This is a genomic window from Photobacterium rosenbergii (assembly GCF_003026455.1).
GTDB lineage: Bacteria > Pseudomonadota > Gammaproteobacteria > Enterobacterales > Vibrionaceae > Photobacterium > Photobacterium rosenbergii.
Genome location: NZ_PYMB01000005.1, coordinates 114,526 through 129,659, shown reverse-complemented (window position 1 = coordinate 129,659; position 15,134 = coordinate 114,526). Strand labels below are relative to the sequence as shown.

17 protein-coding genes are annotated in these 15,134 nt (G+C 49.3%); 6 read left to right on the top strand and 11 right to left on the bottom strand.

Features of this window, described 5'->3' with window-relative positions; translation table 11 throughout:
* The first annotated feature begins 25 nt into the window (after nucleotides 1–25).
* Complete coding sequence (locus C9J01_RS14120; protein ID WP_107298798.1) at nucleotides 26–1,507, top strand: DUF4397 domain-containing protein; 1,482 nt, start codon at nucleotides 26–28, stop codon at nucleotides 1,505–1,507.
* Between the two features lie 75 nt (nucleotides 1,508–1,582).
* On the opposite strand, the gene C9J01_RS14115 is transcribed toward C9J01_RS14120, so the two are convergent.
* Nucleotides 1,583–3,049, bottom strand: coding sequence for a sodium:solute symporter family transporter (locus C9J01_RS14115; protein ID WP_107298797.1), 1,467 nt, complete (start codon nucleotides 3,047–3,049; stop codon nucleotides 1,583–1,585).
* A gap of 21 nt (nucleotides 3,050–3,070) precedes the next feature.
* Complete coding sequence (locus C9J01_RS14110; RefSeq protein ID WP_107298796.1) at nucleotides 3,071–4,840, bottom strand: FAD-dependent oxidoreductase; 1,770 nt, start codon at nucleotides 4,838–4,840, stop codon at nucleotides 3,071–3,073.
* A gap of 290 nt (nucleotides 4,841–5,130) precedes the next feature.
* Between C9J01_RS14110 and C9J01_RS14105 the strand changes: the two genes are divergently transcribed.
* Nucleotides 5,131–6,126 carry a LacI family DNA-binding transcriptional regulator gene (locus C9J01_RS14105; RefSeq protein ID WP_107298795.1) on the top strand — a complete coding sequence of 332 codons (996 nt, stop codon included), beginning with the start codon at nucleotides 5,131–5,133 and terminating at the stop codon, nucleotides 6,124–6,126.
* Between the two features lie 22 nt (nucleotides 6,127–6,148).
* On the opposite strand, the gene C9J01_RS14100 is transcribed toward C9J01_RS14105, so the two are convergent.
* Entirely contained in the window at nucleotides 6,149–6,445 is a 297-nt protein-coding gene (locus C9J01_RS14100) for a DUF6482 family protein (protein ID WP_107298794.1), read from the bottom strand.
* Nucleotides 6,446–6,722: 277 nt separating this feature from the next.
* Here C9J01_RS14100 and C9J01_RS14095 point away from each other — a divergent pair, with 277 nt between their 5' ends.
* Complete coding sequence (locus C9J01_RS14095; protein ID WP_158264547.1) at nucleotides 6,723–7,247, top strand: tetratricopeptide repeat protein; 525 nt, start codon at nucleotides 6,723–6,725, stop codon at nucleotides 7,245–7,247.
* An 87-nt stretch (nucleotides 7,248–7,334) separates the two neighbouring features.
* On the opposite strand, the gene C9J01_RS14090 is transcribed toward C9J01_RS14095, so the two are convergent.
* Nucleotides 7,335–7,583: a CG2 omega domain protein gene (locus C9J01_RS14090; protein ID WP_107298792.1), complete on the bottom strand. Its 249-nt coding sequence runs from the start codon at nucleotides 7,581–7,583 to the stop codon at nucleotides 7,335–7,337.
* Nucleotides 7,584–7,648: 65 nt separating this feature from the next.
* On the bottom strand, nucleotides 7,649–8,257 hold the full coding sequence (locus C9J01_RS14085; RefSeq protein ID WP_107298791.1) for a TetR/AcrR family transcriptional regulator: 609 nt from the start codon (nucleotides 8,255–8,257) through the stop codon (nucleotides 7,649–7,651).
* A 120-nt stretch (nucleotides 8,258–8,377) separates the two neighbouring features.
* Here C9J01_RS14085 and C9J01_RS14080 point away from each other — a divergent pair, with 120 nt between their 5' ends.
* Complete coding sequence (locus C9J01_RS14080; protein ID WP_107298790.1) at nucleotides 8,378–9,559, top strand: MBL fold metallo-hydrolase; 1,182 nt, start codon at nucleotides 8,378–8,380, stop codon at nucleotides 9,557–9,559.
* Between the two features lie 74 nt (nucleotides 9,560–9,633).
* Here C9J01_RS14080 and C9J01_RS14075 read toward each other — a convergent pair whose 3' ends face one another.
* Both C9J01_RS14075 and C9J01_RS14070 read right to left on the bottom strand, forming a co-directional pair.
* On the bottom strand, nucleotides 9,634–10,011 hold the full coding sequence (locus C9J01_RS14075) for a DUF2541 family protein (RefSeq protein ID WP_107298789.1): 378 nt from the start codon (nucleotides 10,009–10,011) through the stop codon (nucleotides 9,634–9,636).
* Nucleotides 10,012–10,185: 174 nt separating this feature from the next.
* A complete protein-coding gene (locus tag C9J01_RS14070; protein ID WP_107298788.1) occupies nucleotides 10,186–11,577 on the bottom strand; it encodes a hemolysin family protein in 1,392 nt (463 codons plus the stop codon).
* Between the two features lie 185 nt (nucleotides 11,578–11,762).
* On the opposite strand from C9J01_RS14070, the gene C9J01_RS14065 reads away from it, so the two are divergent.
* Complete coding sequence (locus C9J01_RS14065; protein ID WP_107298787.1) at nucleotides 11,763–12,251, top strand: GNAT family N-acetyltransferase; 489 nt, start codon at nucleotides 11,763–11,765, stop codon at nucleotides 12,249–12,251.
* On the opposite strand, the gene C9J01_RS14060 is transcribed toward C9J01_RS14065, so the two are convergent.
* Nucleotides 12,248–12,898: a cupin domain-containing protein gene (locus tag C9J01_RS14060; protein WP_107298786.1), complete on the bottom strand. Its 651-nt coding sequence runs from the start codon at nucleotides 12,896–12,898 to the stop codon at nucleotides 12,248–12,250. The genes C9J01_RS14065 and C9J01_RS14060 overlap by 4 nt on opposite strands.
* Before the next feature lie 31 nt (nucleotides 12,899–12,929).
* On the bottom strand, nucleotides 12,930–13,697 hold the full coding sequence (locus C9J01_RS14055; RefSeq protein ID WP_107298785.1) for an SDR family NAD(P)-dependent oxidoreductase: 768 nt from the start codon (nucleotides 13,695–13,697) through the stop codon (nucleotides 12,930–12,932).
* Between the two features lie 104 nt (nucleotides 13,698–13,801).
* Here C9J01_RS14055 and C9J01_RS14050 point away from each other — a divergent pair, with 104 nt between their 5' ends.
* Nucleotides 13,802–14,137 carry a winged helix-turn-helix transcriptional regulator gene (locus C9J01_RS14050; protein WP_107298784.1) on the top strand — a complete coding sequence of 112 codons (336 nt, stop codon included), beginning with the start codon at nucleotides 13,802–13,804 and terminating at the stop codon, nucleotides 14,135–14,137.
* A 78-nt stretch (nucleotides 14,138–14,215) separates the two neighbouring features.
* Here the strand turns inward: C9J01_RS14050 and C9J01_RS14045 are convergent, their stop codons facing one another.
* A complete protein-coding gene (locus C9J01_RS14045; RefSeq protein WP_107298783.1) occupies nucleotides 14,216–14,434 on the bottom strand; it encodes a hypothetical protein in 219 nt (72 codons plus the stop codon).
* Between the two features lie 189 nt (nucleotides 14,435–14,623).
* Nucleotides 14,624–14,944 (bottom strand): hypothetical protein, encoded by a 321-nt coding sequence (locus C9J01_RS14040; protein WP_107298782.1) that lies wholly within the window; start codon nucleotides 14,942–14,944, stop codon nucleotides 14,624–14,626.
* Nucleotides 14,945–15,134 lie beyond the last annotated feature (190 nt).

Here is a 15,134-nt window from a genome sequence, read left to right as displayed (position 1 = left end):
CAGACAGTCATGAAGGAATGATCTGATGAAAGCCAAGTCACTAACCCTTGCTATTATTTCGGCCCTTGCACTTGCCGGGTGCCCAATTACCGATGACGACGATACAAAAACAATGTCTAAGTTGCGCGTCACCCATGCCAGTAGCGATGCCCCTTTAGTTGCCATTAATTTGAACGGTGAAACTGTTGAAGGCCTAGAAATGGTTGACTATCAAGTCGCCAGTGGGTTGCTAACTATCGATAGTGGAACTTATGAAGTCGCTGTTGAAGCTTTGCTCACGGGGGAAGACACCCTTGAAGTTATCAACGAAAATCTCGAATTTGCACCGGACATGCAATACGACGTGTTCGCTTTAGGCCAGACTGCCAGCATAATGCCAGTTGTGCTGAGCCGAGAGGATATTGCTCCTGAAGGAACTGATGTACGTTTAGATGTGTTGCATGCTCATCCTGATGTACCTCCTGTCGATATTTATCTTACCACAGATGAAGAAATTACTGATGCCGACCCGGCAGTGCCCGGATTGGGCTTCGCCATCGACAGTGACATTCTGCCTGTAACGATTGATTCTGGTACCTACCGCATTCGAGTTACCGTCGCAGGTTCGAAAGATGTTGCTTTTGACAGTGGTGAGTTGGAGTTGGCCGGCGGTAGTGACCTAATGATCACTGCTGTGCCTAATGTCGATGGTGGAGCTGTGTCACCTGTTAATCTTTTGGTAGCAGATGGAGATGGCGTTGCTGTACTGCGCAATAACGGTGAAAAAGCGACCGTTAGGGTAGTCCATGCTGTCAGTGATGCACCTGCCGTTGATGTACTTGCCTCTGGTATGCCTGTGGATGGATTAACCGGCATCGAATTCAAAGAATTCAGAAGCTTGGATGTTGCTGCGGATAGCTATGACTTAGAGGTTGCGGCCTCAATTGACAACTCGCTAGTGGTTATCGAAGCGCCGGGAGTGGAGTTTGCTGCGGGTAGTGAGACCAGCATTTACGCCATGGGTAAACTAAATGACATCACAGATGAGACCATTGAGCCTGTGGTCATTGAAGAAGATCTACGTCCAGTTGCAACCTATGCCAAAGTGCGTGTTGTGCATGCTAGTCCAACCGCTGGTGATCTAGGGCTAGTGGATATCCACGCTTCTGCTGATGGCATGTTCAATGAATCAACGGTTGTGCTTGAAGGTGTTGATTTTACCGAAAGTGCTGTGCTCAATGTTCCAGTTGGAACCTATACCTTCGGCGTCATCCTGCAAGGCGATGATACCTTTACCCCTGCTATTGAGGCCACGGCTTCAGTCGAAGATGGTGGAGTTTATTCTGCGGTTGCTGCCGATGATGTTACCGAAGGAACATTCACCTTGCTTCTGAATGATGACAATCCTGCTGATGCAGGTGATGCAGGTGATGCAGGTGATGCAGGTGATGCAGGTGATGCAGGTGATGCAGGTGATGCAGGTGATGCCGAAATGGAAGCAGAGCCAGCAGCAGAAACTGAATCATAGTCAGTGTTTTGTAAGAGTATAAAGCCATCCCTCGGGATGGCTTTTTTGTTAGGTCGTACAGAGTTGTTGTTCTAATTAGCTAGCGGTAGAGGCGACAGTCAGCTGCTTTTTTCTCATGATATTGTCCGCAATCAATAGCATGGCAACAGGAACAAGTAAGCCAACCGCTTGGTTCATCACACCCATATTTGCGGCGAACCAATCAATTTTGGCAAGCACAAACTGGAGCAGGAAGCCAGCACCGGCAGTGACGACCACTGTCAGGTAGGCATGAAGCTTGGTGACCTTGCCGACAAACAATGCCCACAGGGTAGGCATAACCATCGGCCCTACAAACAAGCTAGTAATGCTGACAATCAGTTTTTCAGCCCCGCCCAAGTAAGGAATAGAGATACTGATCCCGATAACCAGCATACCCAGCATAATGGTTACGATACGGCCAACCTTCATCATTTGCCCATCGTCGGCCTGCGGGTTGATTCGCTTGCCGTAGAACTCGGTGGTCAGGGCACCTGAGAACACGTTGAGTTCGGACGAGGCCATACTCGCTGTGGCAGCCAGCATCGATGAAACCACTAGGCCAAGCATACCGACAGGAAGCACGGCTTGTGCCGACAAGATATACGCTTGCTCAGGGTTGGCATCTGGGTTGATGGTGCTGTAGATGATCGGAGGCAGCATCCAAAGCACTGGCGTAATGATGTATAGGGCGCCGAACAGGTAAGAGGCTTTGCGGGCATCTCTTGGTGACTCGACACAAAGGTGACGCTGGACGAATGCCCACTCACCACCGACCTTGAACACATGCACCAAGATCCAACCGAAGATGAAAATCTGGGTGTAGCTGCTGTTGAAGAACGACAAGTGTCCTTCTGGCAGGTTAGCAATAATATTTTCGCTACCACCACCTAAGCTGTAAATCATTGGCAAGATCAGGCAAACAGACAACATCAAAACCACAAACTGGGTGAAGTCGGTCAGCAATACTGCCCATAGGCCGCCAAGGAAGGTGTAGAGGATGATCACCGTACCAACGATAATGATCAGCCAGTTGACACTAAAGAAACCATTTTCATCGGCAAAGAAGTTGTCAGGCGAAACGGGGATCAGCGAGCTGACAATGACAGCCACTGAGTACAGGGCTACCGATACCCCGATGATCCGGGTGACAATCCCCAGCCAGGTGTACATCTGCAGTACGCCTTGGCCGTATTTTTCACCAACAAACTCAGCGGCTGAGGTTGCGCCGGATTCTTTCCATTTGCCAGCGAAAAAGTAACCGGCAATCAGGGCCGCGACACCCATACTCATACAAACGGTAATGGCGACCACACCAAGGCGATAGGCAACCCCGCCCCATACCACGAAGGTACCGGCAGAGAACATGGTCATGTAGGCCGAGATGCCTGACATCCACCAAGGGGATTTCCCTCCGGCAGAAAACATTTCGGCGCTGTTGGTCATCCGCTTGGAGGACCAGTAGCCGATCCCGACCATACCGGCCAGGAAGGCTATGAGGACAATTACGTCTAAGATGCTCATCGTTTCATTCCTATATCGTTATTAGAATACTTTAACTTCGAAGATTCGGGCACAAGGATCGCCGTGGGTTGCTGTCACTGTGATCTGGATAGCGTCACAGTTAACGGGCTGGTCGAGTGCGATCTTGTTGTGGCGTAGGTGGTTGTCGGTAACAGAGTGTTGGTGGACGACTTGGCCGCCCTGTAGGTAATCAATGCGGTAGTCTTTGACGATCTCCAGTGGGAAGCCTTCTCGTTGAGCTGCTTTATTGGGTTTGGAGATAGTGATCATAATTTCATTCGACAGGTTGGAGTCGAAGTTGAGGATCACTTCTGACGCCTTGATCGTTTTGCCAAAGTTCAGGGTTAGCGTTTCACCCTCAGGGGAGAGTGGTTGTGAGGCCCACAGGTTGCGCTGCTCGCCAATATTACGCTGGAAGCCGTTGATGACTTTGCCGGCCTCATAGCCTTCTTGTTGGGAAGTGGCAGAAACGGTTGCCTGTAGGGCAAGGTTGTTGGGGTCGGTGTCCTGAATACCGAACAGGTAGCAGTCGTCCTTGAGCAGGCGGCGTTGTAACTCTTGAATGTGGTTATTCACTTCACGCGGGCTCAGTGATTTTTCGATAGTCATTGCTGCCGCTGTACCAATGGCCTGGCCGATCACACCACAGGTTGCCATGACACGGGTTGAGCCGAATGCCATGTGGGAGGCACTGATATTGCGGCCGCCGACAAACAGGTTTGAGATGTTGCGGGAGTATAGGCTGCGGTAAGGGATCGCGTACATATCGTTGGTTTCGATCCACTTGGTAGGAGACTCTTTGCTCTTCAGGCCATCTTTGACGTGCATATCCATCGGCCAGCCACCGTAGGCAACGGTATCTTCAAATACCCGTGCGCCGAACAGATCGTTAGCGTTAAGCACATAGTCGCCAAGCACTCGGCGGCTGTCCCGTTTGCCCGGTAGCATGCCGACCCAATCGAGCACGTAGTTGTCGGCACCATGGTCGCCACCGTTCTTGATGTGATCCCAAATACCGTAAACCGCCTTGAGTAGCTCATCACGGATCACCTCGCCGTCGCGGGTGGTGTTGAGTTCGGTACCGCCCAGCTCGATCCACCAATAACCGGCGGTGATATCGCGGTGGCTGCGATCTTTGAGATCTTCTTCGCTGTAGGTGTTGGCCCAGCTTGGCTTTTTGAACGGTACCGGGTAGCCCATGTCCTTGGATTCGAACATCAGGGTATTGCCCATCATCACGTTGTCGGCTTGCTCGGGGGCAAGCTCCTCATCATATTCGTGACGTGCCTCGCGGCCTGTTCGGATATCGGCTCCGGCACGAAGTGACAGCACGGCATCGCCCGAGGTATCGACGAAGTTGTTGGCGAAGAATTCGAAGCGGCGTTCTGTTGTGGTTTGTTCTGCCTTGATGGAGACGATACGTCCGCCATCCATTTCGACATCGGTCATATGGGTATTAAGGAACAGATCCAGATTATCTTGGAACGTCACTTTTTCCCAAAGCACCGTATCGAGCACCGAGAATGAGTGCTGAGGGTTGATCAAGCGGTTATCGAGCAGGATCTCCTCAATGATCCCGGTTTCGCGGGCATTTTGCTTGCTGGCATGATAATCCGCGCCGCATATGTGCATGCGTACTTCTGAGCTGGCATTGCCGCCTAATACAGAGCGGTTTTGGATCAATGCGACCTTCGCGCCGTGTCTCGCTGCTGCCAGTGCGGCGCAAACGCCGGAGATCCCACCGCCAACGACCACAATTTCATACTGGCGGGCTTCAAAGGTGTATTTCATACCTGTTTCTCTCATTTAAATAATCGCTTTTTTGCTTGCTTAAGCGTTTAAGCATGTTTGAGATGATAATAAGCAGGCAGGTATAAAGTGAAAACGTTTTCCCTGTGAAAATGTGATCTCGTTAAAGTTGCCAAGCGTCGCTGTGTGCGCTGGCTCATGTTTCGGTATAATGCCAACAGCATTGACGTTCACCCGCTGAATAGTAGGCTGGACGTCGTTAAGCAAGCATTCTTTGAGGCATACAACTGAGGCTCGAAAACAATTTTTGGGCTGAGGTGGTGGAGTAGTAAATGGCAGCGACATTAAAAGATATTGCCAAGGTGGCAGGTGTTTCGGCAGTAACGGTGTCGTATGTACTGAATAATAAAAATCGGGTGAGCGAAGCGACCAAAGCGAAAGTGATGGAAGCGGCGAAAACGCTCAACTATGTACCGAACCGCGCTGCAAAAATGCTGGCCAGCAAGTCAACCAAGCATATTTGTTTGGTTATCTCCGGCCCTGATTATGAATACCTGACCAACCCGTATATCTACAAACTGGTGAATGGTATTGGCTCGTCATTGAATCAGCATGGCTATGAGCTGACTTTGCGTATGGCCAAGGCAGATAATGAGTTGGTGTTTATTCAGGGCGAGCTGAACTCCAACCTCTATGACGGTGTATTAATTTGGGGTACCCGTATGCCAGATGAGCAGTTCCTATCGCTTTTTGACCATCGCGTACCGATTGTTTCTATTGCTAGGGACTTGCAGGACGAAGCCGTCAACGCGGTACTGGTGGAGCACTACCAGTCAGCCTATCGGATGACCCAATACCTAATTGATAGTGGCTATCGCAAAATCATGTTCCTCGGTAAATTGGATGTGATCAAGGCGGCACGGGATCGCTTCGAGGGCTATCGCCAGGCATTGCTCGATAATGGTATCGATTACGATGAAAGCTGGGCCTACAAGGCCGACTATTATCAGGAAGATGCCTACCAGATCGTGAAAGATATGGAAGAGGTCAACTTTGATGCGGTATTTGCAGCATCGGATCTGATGGCGATTGGTGCAATGAAAGCCCTGCTGGAGAAAGGGTTGTCGATTCCAAAGGATATCGCCGTTGCTGGTTTTGATAATATTCCCAACAGCGATATGTTGCCGGTTGGGCTAACTACCGTAGATACGCCGATTTTCCAGCTAGGGTCACAGGCCGCGACCATGCTGGTCAACCTAATTGAAGAGCTAGAAACCGAGCGTAGAATTGAACTCGGCACTGAGTTGATGATCCGTCAGTCAGCCTAATTTTTTAGATCTACATGGGCAGTCAGAAGGTAATATCGTATCGGACTTTGCCGCCGGTGTTATCGCTGCTGCCTATCATCTCATCATAGGGTGTCACCATCTCGAATACCGCTTGGTGAATCCCCAATTTGCTCAGCTTCTCTTTTGCTTCTTGTAGTGATGGACAAGTCACAGAATGATGTTCCTCATCTTTCAAGTGGTAAAAATTGCCCTTCTCGTCCTCCCCGCCAATCAAATAGCAGGTTGAATCTGCAGTATTGAGGATGGTTGGCGTGAACTGCCCCCGTTGCATCAATGAAAGTAACGCTTCCTGAGTCATATCAACACTCCCGTTCAAGAACAAGCAGACTGCGTCTGTCCTGAGATAAACGCCAAAAGGCGAGCAAGCGATCAACTTACTTAGTAATAATGTACACAATAACTGTGAACCTTGGATGTCAGAAACGGCTCTGGTGCATATTTGCACTCCGATTGGGAAATGGTGAGATAAACCAAAGCTAATTTACTGATTTACAAGGTCACAAAACTGGCATCACTTTTTCATAAATTCAATATAAATCGTGATTAGGATCGATATTCAACACAAGGAGATGGATATGCAGCGTAAAATCAGCAATGTGATGTGTGCTCTTGTCGTGTCAGGTGGTGTTGGGGCTGTTGTCGTTTCGGCGCCAGTATTTGCAGAGAAAACCCCCGAGCAGATTAAACGGTTGCAACTGACGGCTGGGCTGGGTGATAGTCAGTCACAACTTGCCTTGGCCGAGGCCTATGCGCTGGGCTACGGAGGCCTGATTGCCAGTGAGGAAAAAGCCGTGGAATGGCTGACCCAAGCCGCGTTGCAGGGGAATACCATGGCCCAATATAACCTCGGTGATATGTATTATTTTGGCTTTGGTGTCGAGAAAAGTGCGACAGCGGCCTATGAGTGGTATTTGGCAGCAACAGCAAAAAGGCACCCCCATGCGCACTATATGCTTGCCTTGTTGCAGGCACAGGGCGAAATGGGTCCAAGCGATGAATCACTCGTTCGTTATTGGCTCAAGGAAGGTGCTTCCTATGGTGATCCTAGTGCTTCTTATGTACTCAATCAGATGGGCATCGACAAGTTGAATCGATTATAGAAAATTGTGTAAGCCCTACTGTTCTGAAGCTTGAATTGTATTTGCTGTGCGACTGGACGGAATCAACCCGTCCAGAGGTATCAAGGACTAATATGTTTCTTTTTTAGGCTTTTTGTCTTTCTTGTTGCCTTTGCCTGGGTTGTCATCACCGTGGATACTGCGGTTTTCTTGGTTCTTTTTCCATTGTTCACACTCTTCTGAGGTGATTTTGACGTTGTCAGACTCTAGCTTCAGGCAGTCTTTACTGAGTTCAAACCCGTCACCGGATATCTTTACGTCAGCTGCCGCCCCTGAACTTAGGGTAAGGGCAAAAAGGCAAATTAAAACACGATGCATGGCAAATTCCTTGTCGTTGATAGTACAACAAGTGTAGATGCCATTTTTCCATGGATCATCAAGGCTTAGTCAATTTTGTAAGCTGCAACAAACTGTTTAACCGCCGATTCAATAGTCGCCAGTTGAACCTCAGGGCCAGGAGCTGGCATGTGAGCCATGATTTGTGGCCAGAAAATTGTCGCCTTGAGGCTGGCGATAAACTGCTCAGAGGCAATTTCTGGATGAGCAACTTCGAGCTTGCCAGCTTTAACGCCGTCTTGAATCCACTGGCTAAGGCCGTGGCAGCCATCAAGGGGCTGGAATTTCTCGACCATCAAAGCTGCTAATTCTTTTGAGCGGATACACTCACTCATCACTACCCGGGCAACAGCCATAAAGCATGGGCTGCACAGTAGTTCGACCTCTTTTCGAGCGATATGGGTTAGCTGATCTTGGATGCTTTGATCAGGGTTAAACGGAATCGAGCTGATCACTTTTACATTGGATACCAACCGCTCGACAATGACTTCGAACAGACTCTCTTTGGTTGGATAGTACTTATAAAGCGTCCGCTTGGAGACTTCTGCTTTCTTCGAAATCGCTTCCATACTGGCTTGTTCGAGCCCTTTTTCAGAAAAAATTTCCAGTGCGGCACAGACAATATTTTCCTGTTTAATTTCAGCGACTTTACCCATAAAAATTACCCAAATGCGTGATGACGTAGAATTAAAAGGTAAACGGGTGTGTTTACTTTTTAAATTTAATAGCTATGATTGAAAGTATACACCATCGTTTACTTTTGAGGCTAGCGACAAATGAAAACTACACTGAAAGCATCTCTGGTTGCAGTAATGGGCGCCCTTGGCCTGGTGGCCTACAACAGTGGAAATGCTGCAGATACAGATGGCAGCTATGTACGTAGCCAGGAAATCCGTGAAGCTAGAATCGCCAGCTCGCCTCAGTTTAAAGATGGTAAAGCCATTACCAACATGCCTAGTGTCCAAAGTGAAGAAGGTATGTTGTCTGTGATGTGGAAATTTTTCATGCAGCGCGACCAGTACAAGCCTCAGCAGCGTCTGCAATTCCAAGCGGTGGATACGCCATTGCTGGAAACTGCAAGTGATGCATTGCGTGTGACTTGGCTTGGCCACTCATCGCTATTCTTGGAAGCAGACGGTGTGCGTATGTTGGTTGACCCGGTATTTGACTATGCGTCGCCATCAGCATTTGCCAGAATGTTCTCGCGTAATGTCGATGCACCGGTTAGCCGTGAAGATTTACCGCTGCCAGACGTGATCCTGATTTCCCACGACCACTATGACCACCTAGAAGAAGCAACGGCCCGTTTCTATGCCGATAAGAATGTACGGTTCTTTGTCCCGCTGGGTGTCGGGCGCCACCTTGAAAAGTGGGGTGTGAAGCCGGGTAATATCGAAGAGTTTGATTGGTGGGAGAGTGTTGCCGTCGGTACTGTCCGTATCACCTCGGCACCGGCTAACCATAATTCAGGCCGTGGTTTGTTCGATAGCAATACAACATTGTGGTCATCTTGGGCGATTCAGGCTGAAGCGGGAAGCATGTTCTACAGTGGCGACTCGGCCTATGGTGAGCACTTCAAACAAATTGGTGACCGTTTGGGGCCGTTTGATATGACCTTTATCGAAGTTGCCGCTAACGTAAAAGATGGCAAGGGCTACCCAGTAGAAGGCTGGGGCCATATGCAGGCAGCCCATACCATGCAGGCGCATTTGGATGTGGGGGGCGATAAGTTGTTCCCTGTCCATTGGTCAACGTATGAACTGTTCCTGCACAAGTGGGATGAGCCAGTCAATGACCTGATTGCCGAGGCACAAGTACATGGTGTGGAATTGGTGACACCTTTGATTGGCCAGAGCTTGGATATGTCACAACCGTTCCAGACTACTTATTGGTGGCAGGGCAGCGAACAGTGGCAAGAGGCCTCGGAGATGACACAGTTGGCTTACCGGACAGAATAACCAGTCGCATTGGTGACAGATAAAAGGGCAGTAGCGGTAGCTACTGCCCTTTTGCATTTGTGCTTACAATGGATTTATTGTCGGCCGTAAACCCTAACGCCAGCCGATGAGCCTTCAGCCTTGCCATATACCTCGAGGCTTTTCACACATCGTGTATAGGCAAATTTGCGCCAGTCTGTTTGGTCATGCTTGTCTAGCTTGCGGTGAAAATGGATGGTCTTGGTGTCGTCATTGTTGAAGGTCACTACAACTCGCTCCAGCCGCATATCACGCTCGGCTTTTACCTTGATTGCATCAACACGGCGGCATACCAACAAGGGGATCTGCGCCCCATGATCACTTTTACCCAGCAAGATGGTTCTTCCCAGCGTGATTTTGTCATCGGCATGGGCAAATGAAGAGGCACCGAGCAAACCAAGGCTCAGTGCCAGATACATAACATGTGTTTTCATTGATATTGTTCAGAAATAACAGCGAAGCTGTTTAAGCCAATTACAAAGGTGGGCGATGCTGCCCACCTGTTATTTGCCCTGCTAAGTCACACGGTGTGGCCGTGATGAATGGGGGCAGCGGAATATACGCCTGATCTTTATGTGTAAAGACAGGACTGTGTAAAACATCGCTCGCTAACGTGCATTTTTGGTATTGTGTTCGGGAGCCCCTTCTTGGGTGCCTAGCGAACTTTCTTGTTCTATCTCTGATGAAGTACCTGTTTCGGTATCGTTCTCTATTGGCGCTATTCGTGTCACAGTGATTTTATCAGCCCGGTTGCCATCGACTTGGGTGACTTCAAAGTGCCATCCCTCCCAGTCAACGCAGTCTCCGACAGAAGGAAGTCCGCTGAGGCTCCACATCAACATACCGCTCAAGGTATGGTAGCCATGCTGGGTTTCATCGGGCAGGGCATCGAGCTCGAGTAAGTCCTTCATTACCAAGATAGGGATCAGCCCATCCATCGACCAACTGCCATCCTCATTTTCGACGGACCAGATATCCTCGGGGGCACGGGTTTTGAACTCACCAGCCAAGGCTTCAAGGATATCTTTAGGTGTGACGATACCTTGTACGTCGCCATACTCATCCACCACAAACACCATTACATCCCCCGAATGGCGGAAGTGCTCTAGCAACTGGTTGCCGGTCCAGTTCTCAGGGATGAAAACAGGCGGCAACAGGTAATGCTCAATTGGACTGCGCGGCCTCGCGATGTGGTACTGCAATAACTGTTTGGTCGTAATGACCCCTCTTGGGTTATCGATGCTGTTTTGGATGACCGGGAAGTGCTGGTGGTTCGAGGCTACCAAGTAATTGAGGTTGCTTTCGTCGGGCTTGTCGAGATCCAGTGCCACGATTTCACTGCGCGGGGTCATCAGCGAGGTCACCTTGCGATCGTCAAAGTGAAAGACATTCTTGACCATGGCGTGTTCTTGCTTCTCGATGACACCGCTTTGTGAGCCTTCAGCCAGAACCGCTTTGATATCTTCTTCGGTCAAGGTGTCGCTTTGGTTGTCTGCATTTTGTTTGCCCAATAGCCGCAAAGTCAGCTCGGTAGATGTCGCTAGCAGAAACACAAATGGCCTTGATAGGCTCGCTAATACCGTCAGCGGGCGGGCCATGATACGGGCAATACCTTCCGGATTGAGCTGGGCAAGGCGTTTGGGTACCAGCTCGCCAATCACAATGGATAGGTAGGTGATCCCGACAACAACGATGGTGGTGGCAGCGACGGAGCTGGTTTTGGCGGCAAGGCCAAACTGCTGTAGGTATTGAGCCAATGGTCCGGCGAGGGCGGCTTCACCGAAGATCCCGTTTAGGATACCGATAGCTGTAATACCGATTTGTACGGTAGAGAGGAATCGAGTCGGCTCTTCGCCAAGTTTGATGGCACTTGCTGCGCCTTTATCGCCAGTGCCTGCCAGCTTTTGCAGGCGGCTTTTTCGTGCAGTGACCAAGGCGATTTCTGACATGGCAAAAACGCCATTGAGCAGGATAAGGCCGGCCAAAATAAGCACGTCCATGAGGTTCTCCTTCATGTTCGAGGCTACTGCCTCTAAGCATATGTGTTGTAGTGAACGTAGATGTTGAGATAGTTAACAAGTTGGAACATAACGACTCGATGGCATGATGAACATGGAGAAATATTTATCTTCACCAGCGGCATTTTTGATTAAGATAGCGGGAGCGACTAAGAGGAAACCAAGTAATGAAAATCGACATCAACTTCTCAACCCATAGGTTATCGGCCAAGACGCTTGATCGCAGTGCTGCGGGAATCCAGAACGAAATTATGACCATGTTTACCGAACCGGTCAGCCGCCACCTGCCACCTTCTTGCCAGAATTTCCGTACTGCAGAGGATGTCGACATTTGGCTCGAAGCTATGGCACAGACAGGCTCTGTCCTAAGACTTACCGAGCAACAACAAGCCGTGGGATACTTGTTTGTTTTCCCAGAGCCAGAAAACGGCTTCCGCCTTGGGTATGTGCTGGCTGAAGCTCATTGGGGAAAAGGCTTTGCAACTGAGGCGATGCAAGGTTTGGTGGATTATCTATCCGAGGGTGAGCGCGCAGCCCGTTTTATTGCCGGTGTCGAGCCGGAGAATGCCGGCTCGGTCAATGTGCTAAAGAAACTCGGCTTTGCCTACAGTTATTCCGAGCATGAGGTCGATTACTATATCCTGCAAAGCGCTTAATCGGGCAAGTGGCCAGTCTTCACCAAAATCACCGTCTCCTGCTCGACAAAAGGAAAATGTTCGCTCAGGTGCGGGCTGCGTAGCCAAGTACCTGTTGGGTAACTGCCGAATTCATCTTTGAACTCACCGGAAAGCACCAAGATTTCTTCTCCGCCCCAGTGGCGGTGTGGCTGGAATCGTTCACCTGCCGGCCATTTTACCAAGGCAGTATGCTGGTGGCCGAACTCATGCAGCGGCATGACCTGCAACCCACCGATTCCCGGTTGCCATAGTGTGCGGCGGGTATCTATCCGGACCTGCTGGCTATCGTCAGGCAAGAACTGGTTGAGCTTGACGAAAATCGTACCCCCTTCCTTGCTGAACGGTGCATGCTGGCTACCCGGTGGGTTGCGGATATAGGTGCCTGGACCGAAATCACCGGTTTCATCAGAAAAAACGCCATCAAGGACAAAAATTTCTTCGCCCATTGGATGAGGGTGGGGGGCAAATGATGAGCCCTCGGCATAGCGGACGACACTGGTGGTGTGGCCCGACTCTTTGGCCTCCCTTTCCAGCGGTTTGCGCCATACCCCATTGGCCGGGCTTGGCTGCCAGTCCATCTGCTCGGTACCAATGACCAATCGTTGTTGAAAATCCATATTGAGCATGTTGTCCCTCTCCCCAGGTCTTGATGTAAAGTTAGTTTCGGCCTGCCATCACGCCGCCATCGACATCCCAGATAGCACCGGTTACCCAACTGGCATCATCTGATAGCAAGAAGGAGATGCTGCTGGCAATATCTGTCGGTGTACCAATTCGGCCGATAGGATGAAAGTCATTGAACCCAGCCAAGGCATCATCAATGTGCTCAGGTTCGATAAACGCGCCGTAAATTGGCGTTTTTACCACCGCAGGCGAGACGGCGTTCACGCGAATATTATGCTCGGCCAGTTCCATCGCCATATGTTGGGTTAAGGCATGGAGCCCAGCTTTTGCCATTGAGTAGGCCGAAGACGGCGTTGCCTTTATAGCCTGCTTTGCCCACATCGAGCCGATGTTCACAATACTGCCGCCGCCATGTGAAATCATGCTTATCGCAACGGCTTGGCTGATCCTAAATGTCGCTTTGTTGAGCTCCATATAAGTATCATAATCGGCCATCGAATGGTCAATGAAGGCTTTCGGATTGAAATATCCTGCAGCGTTCACCATGTAGCTAATGGCACTATGGCTATTGATACTATCGATCAGTTTGTCGACATCTTGTGGCTGATAGAGATTAGCTTGTAGGCCGGTAACCTTGCTGCCTTTGACTTTAAGTTCATTCAAAGCCTTATCGAGTTTATCGGGGTTGTTACCAACAATAATGACATCAATATTTTGACTGCTTAGCTGTTTGGCTGTCTCAAGGCCCATACCGCTGGTGCCACCGATAATGAGGGCTGCGCCTGTGTGGGAAAAGGTCATTTGTTTTCTCCTGCCTGTGTGCGATAAGCTAATCTTAGGTTCACAATTAACCTGCTGAATAGTCAGTACAAATCGGTGGGGTAGGTACTTTTTGGTACATCTTTATGAAAACAAAAGAAAACTTTTTTTCACGTAAATCCGCCCCTGAGCGCGCTGCGCGCATGGTTGAAACGATATACGGGTGTAAGTGGTCACTGACGGTGTACCAATTGTTGGCAAACGGTATCAACCGGCCGGGGGAAATGGTTAGAGCCGTAGAAGGGTTATCAACCAAAGTACTCAATGAATGTCTTAGGAAGAACGTTGAGTTTGGTATTTTGGATAAAGTCGTTTTCAACGAGCTACCGCCACGGGTGGAGTACCATGTAACTCCGTTCGGCGAGAAGTTCTTGCGGATACTTGAAGAGCTCGACAAGTTGCAGCACGAACTCGAAAGCTAGCCTCATAGCAAAAAAAGCGCCAGCATGCTGCTTGGCGCTTTTTGATTGGTTGAGCCTGTCTAGTTGCAAATGGAGAAACTACACCTCAAACACGGGTTCTTTTTTCTTCACTGCATCATGGGTACCGACATAGAGCAACTCATTCTGGCCGATCCCCCGCATAAAGAAGGAAAGGCACTTAGGACACTGCAATTTCTCTTGTCCTGTGGTAACCAGTGATTTTTCGTGCCATTTACGTCGTACTCGGTTTAAACCTGAGGTGTTATCACACTCTGGGCATCGAATAGGTACTTTCATAACATCGTCCTCCTGACCGCTCTGCTTGGTTACAAATTAACCAGAAGTTGCCAGCGCAAAACTTGATATGCATCAGGTTTATCAATTGACGTCGTGACGTTGCAATGAAGTTTTGTATATTTGAGATCGATGCCTCAGCAAGAATTCACAATGCGTAACTTGTTGTTACAAAAAGACATATTTCAGTGGTTATGCTGTGCCTAAAATAGCCTGGCGTTTAGCCATTAGTTCTTTTGCCATTGACTGGGCAGTGATGCGCATCCCTTTTTGCTCCAAGCCGATCAATAGTTGCATCCGCAGGCTTTCGGCACGCTCTTCGAGTGCCTGGCGTTCACCTTCTGACTTTTCAGCGGCTTTTTCATAACAGCCAATAATCGATTTGAACAGGTGGGACTCGAAGCTGGTTCTTTCTTCCGGCTGGATCGTGCGTGATTCCTTCACTTCACCATTGGCCTTGCGGCGGTTGTAGTCTTGGATCTGGTTTTCAGCGATAAGGTCGAACACACTCATAACAATACTTTTCCTATGGATATTTCGCCTCCATCATAACTTTGCTGATTGAATAGATGCTGAAAAATGCCTTGGGGAAGTGTTTCGAAATGTGTTCGTCAGCAGGGTGATTACTGAATGAATAGTTAACGTCCGAAAAAATAAAACGAAGAAATGTCAAAAATACGCTGCATATTTTTCACTCTGTTGT

Bases quoted from the DNA above. Each gene is read 5' to 3' on its own strand.
- C9J01_RS14075 (WP_107298789.1), bottom strand. From the start codon at position 10,011: ATGAAAACACATGTTATGTATCTGGCACTGAGCCTTGGTTTGCTCGGT.
- C9J01_RS14100 (WP_107298794.1), bottom strand. From the start codon at position 6,445: ATGACTCAGGAAGCGTTACTTTCATTGATGCAACGGGGGCAGTTCACG.
- C9J01_RS14110 (WP_107298796.1), bottom strand. From the start codon at position 4,840: ATGAAATACACCTTTGAAGCCCGCCAGTATGAAATTGTGGTCGTTGGC.
- C9J01_RS14060 (WP_107298786.1), bottom strand. From the start codon at position 12,898: ATGCTCAATATGGATTTTCAACAACGATTGGTCATTGGTACCGAGCAG.
- C9J01_RS14095 (WP_158264547.1), top strand. From the start codon at position 6,723: ATGCAGCGTAAAATCAGCAATGTGATGTGTGCTCTTGTCGTGTCAGGT.
- C9J01_RS14065 (WP_107298787.1), top strand. From the start codon at position 11,763: ATGAAAATCGACATCAACTTCTCAACCCATAGGTTATCGGCCAAGACG.
- C9J01_RS14080 (WP_107298790.1), top strand. From the start codon at position 8,378: ATGAAAACTACACTGAAAGCATCTCTGGTTGCAGTAATGGGCGCCCTT.
- C9J01_RS14115 (WP_107298797.1), bottom strand. From the start codon at position 3,049: ATGAGCATCTTAGACGTAATTGTCCTCATAGCCTTCCTGGCCGGTATG.
- C9J01_RS14070 (WP_107298788.1), bottom strand. From the start codon at position 11,577: ATGGACGTGCTTATTTTGGCCGGCCTTATCCTGCTCAATGGCGTTTTT.
- C9J01_RS14050 (WP_107298784.1), top strand. From the start codon at position 13,802: ATGAAAACAAAAGAAAACTTTTTTTCACGTAAATCCGCCCCTGAGCGC.
- C9J01_RS14105 (WP_107298795.1), top strand. From the start codon at position 5,131: ATGGCAGCGACATTAAAAGATATTGCCAAGGTGGCAGGTGTTTCGGCA.
- C9J01_RS14090 (WP_107298792.1), bottom strand. From the start codon at position 7,583: ATGCATCGTGTTTTAATTTGCCTTTTTGCCCTTACCCTAAGTTCAGGG.
- C9J01_RS14085 (WP_107298791.1), bottom strand. From the start codon at position 8,257: ATGGGTAAAGTCGCTGAAATTAAACAGGAAAATATTGTCTGTGCCGCA.
- C9J01_RS14040 (WP_107298782.1), bottom strand. From the start codon at position 14,944: ATGAGTGTGTTCGACCTTATCGCTGAAAACCAGATCCAAGACTACAAC.
- C9J01_RS14120 (WP_107298798.1), top strand. From the start codon at position 26: ATGAAAGCCAAGTCACTAACCCTTGCTATTATTTCGGCCCTTGCACTT.
- C9J01_RS14045 (WP_107298783.1), bottom strand. From the start codon at position 14,434: ATGAAAGTACCTATTCGATGCCCAGAGTGTGATAACACCTCAGGTTTA.
- C9J01_RS14055 (WP_107298785.1), bottom strand. From the start codon at position 13,697: ATGACCTTTTCCCACACAGGCGCAGCCCTCATTATCGGTGGCACCAGC.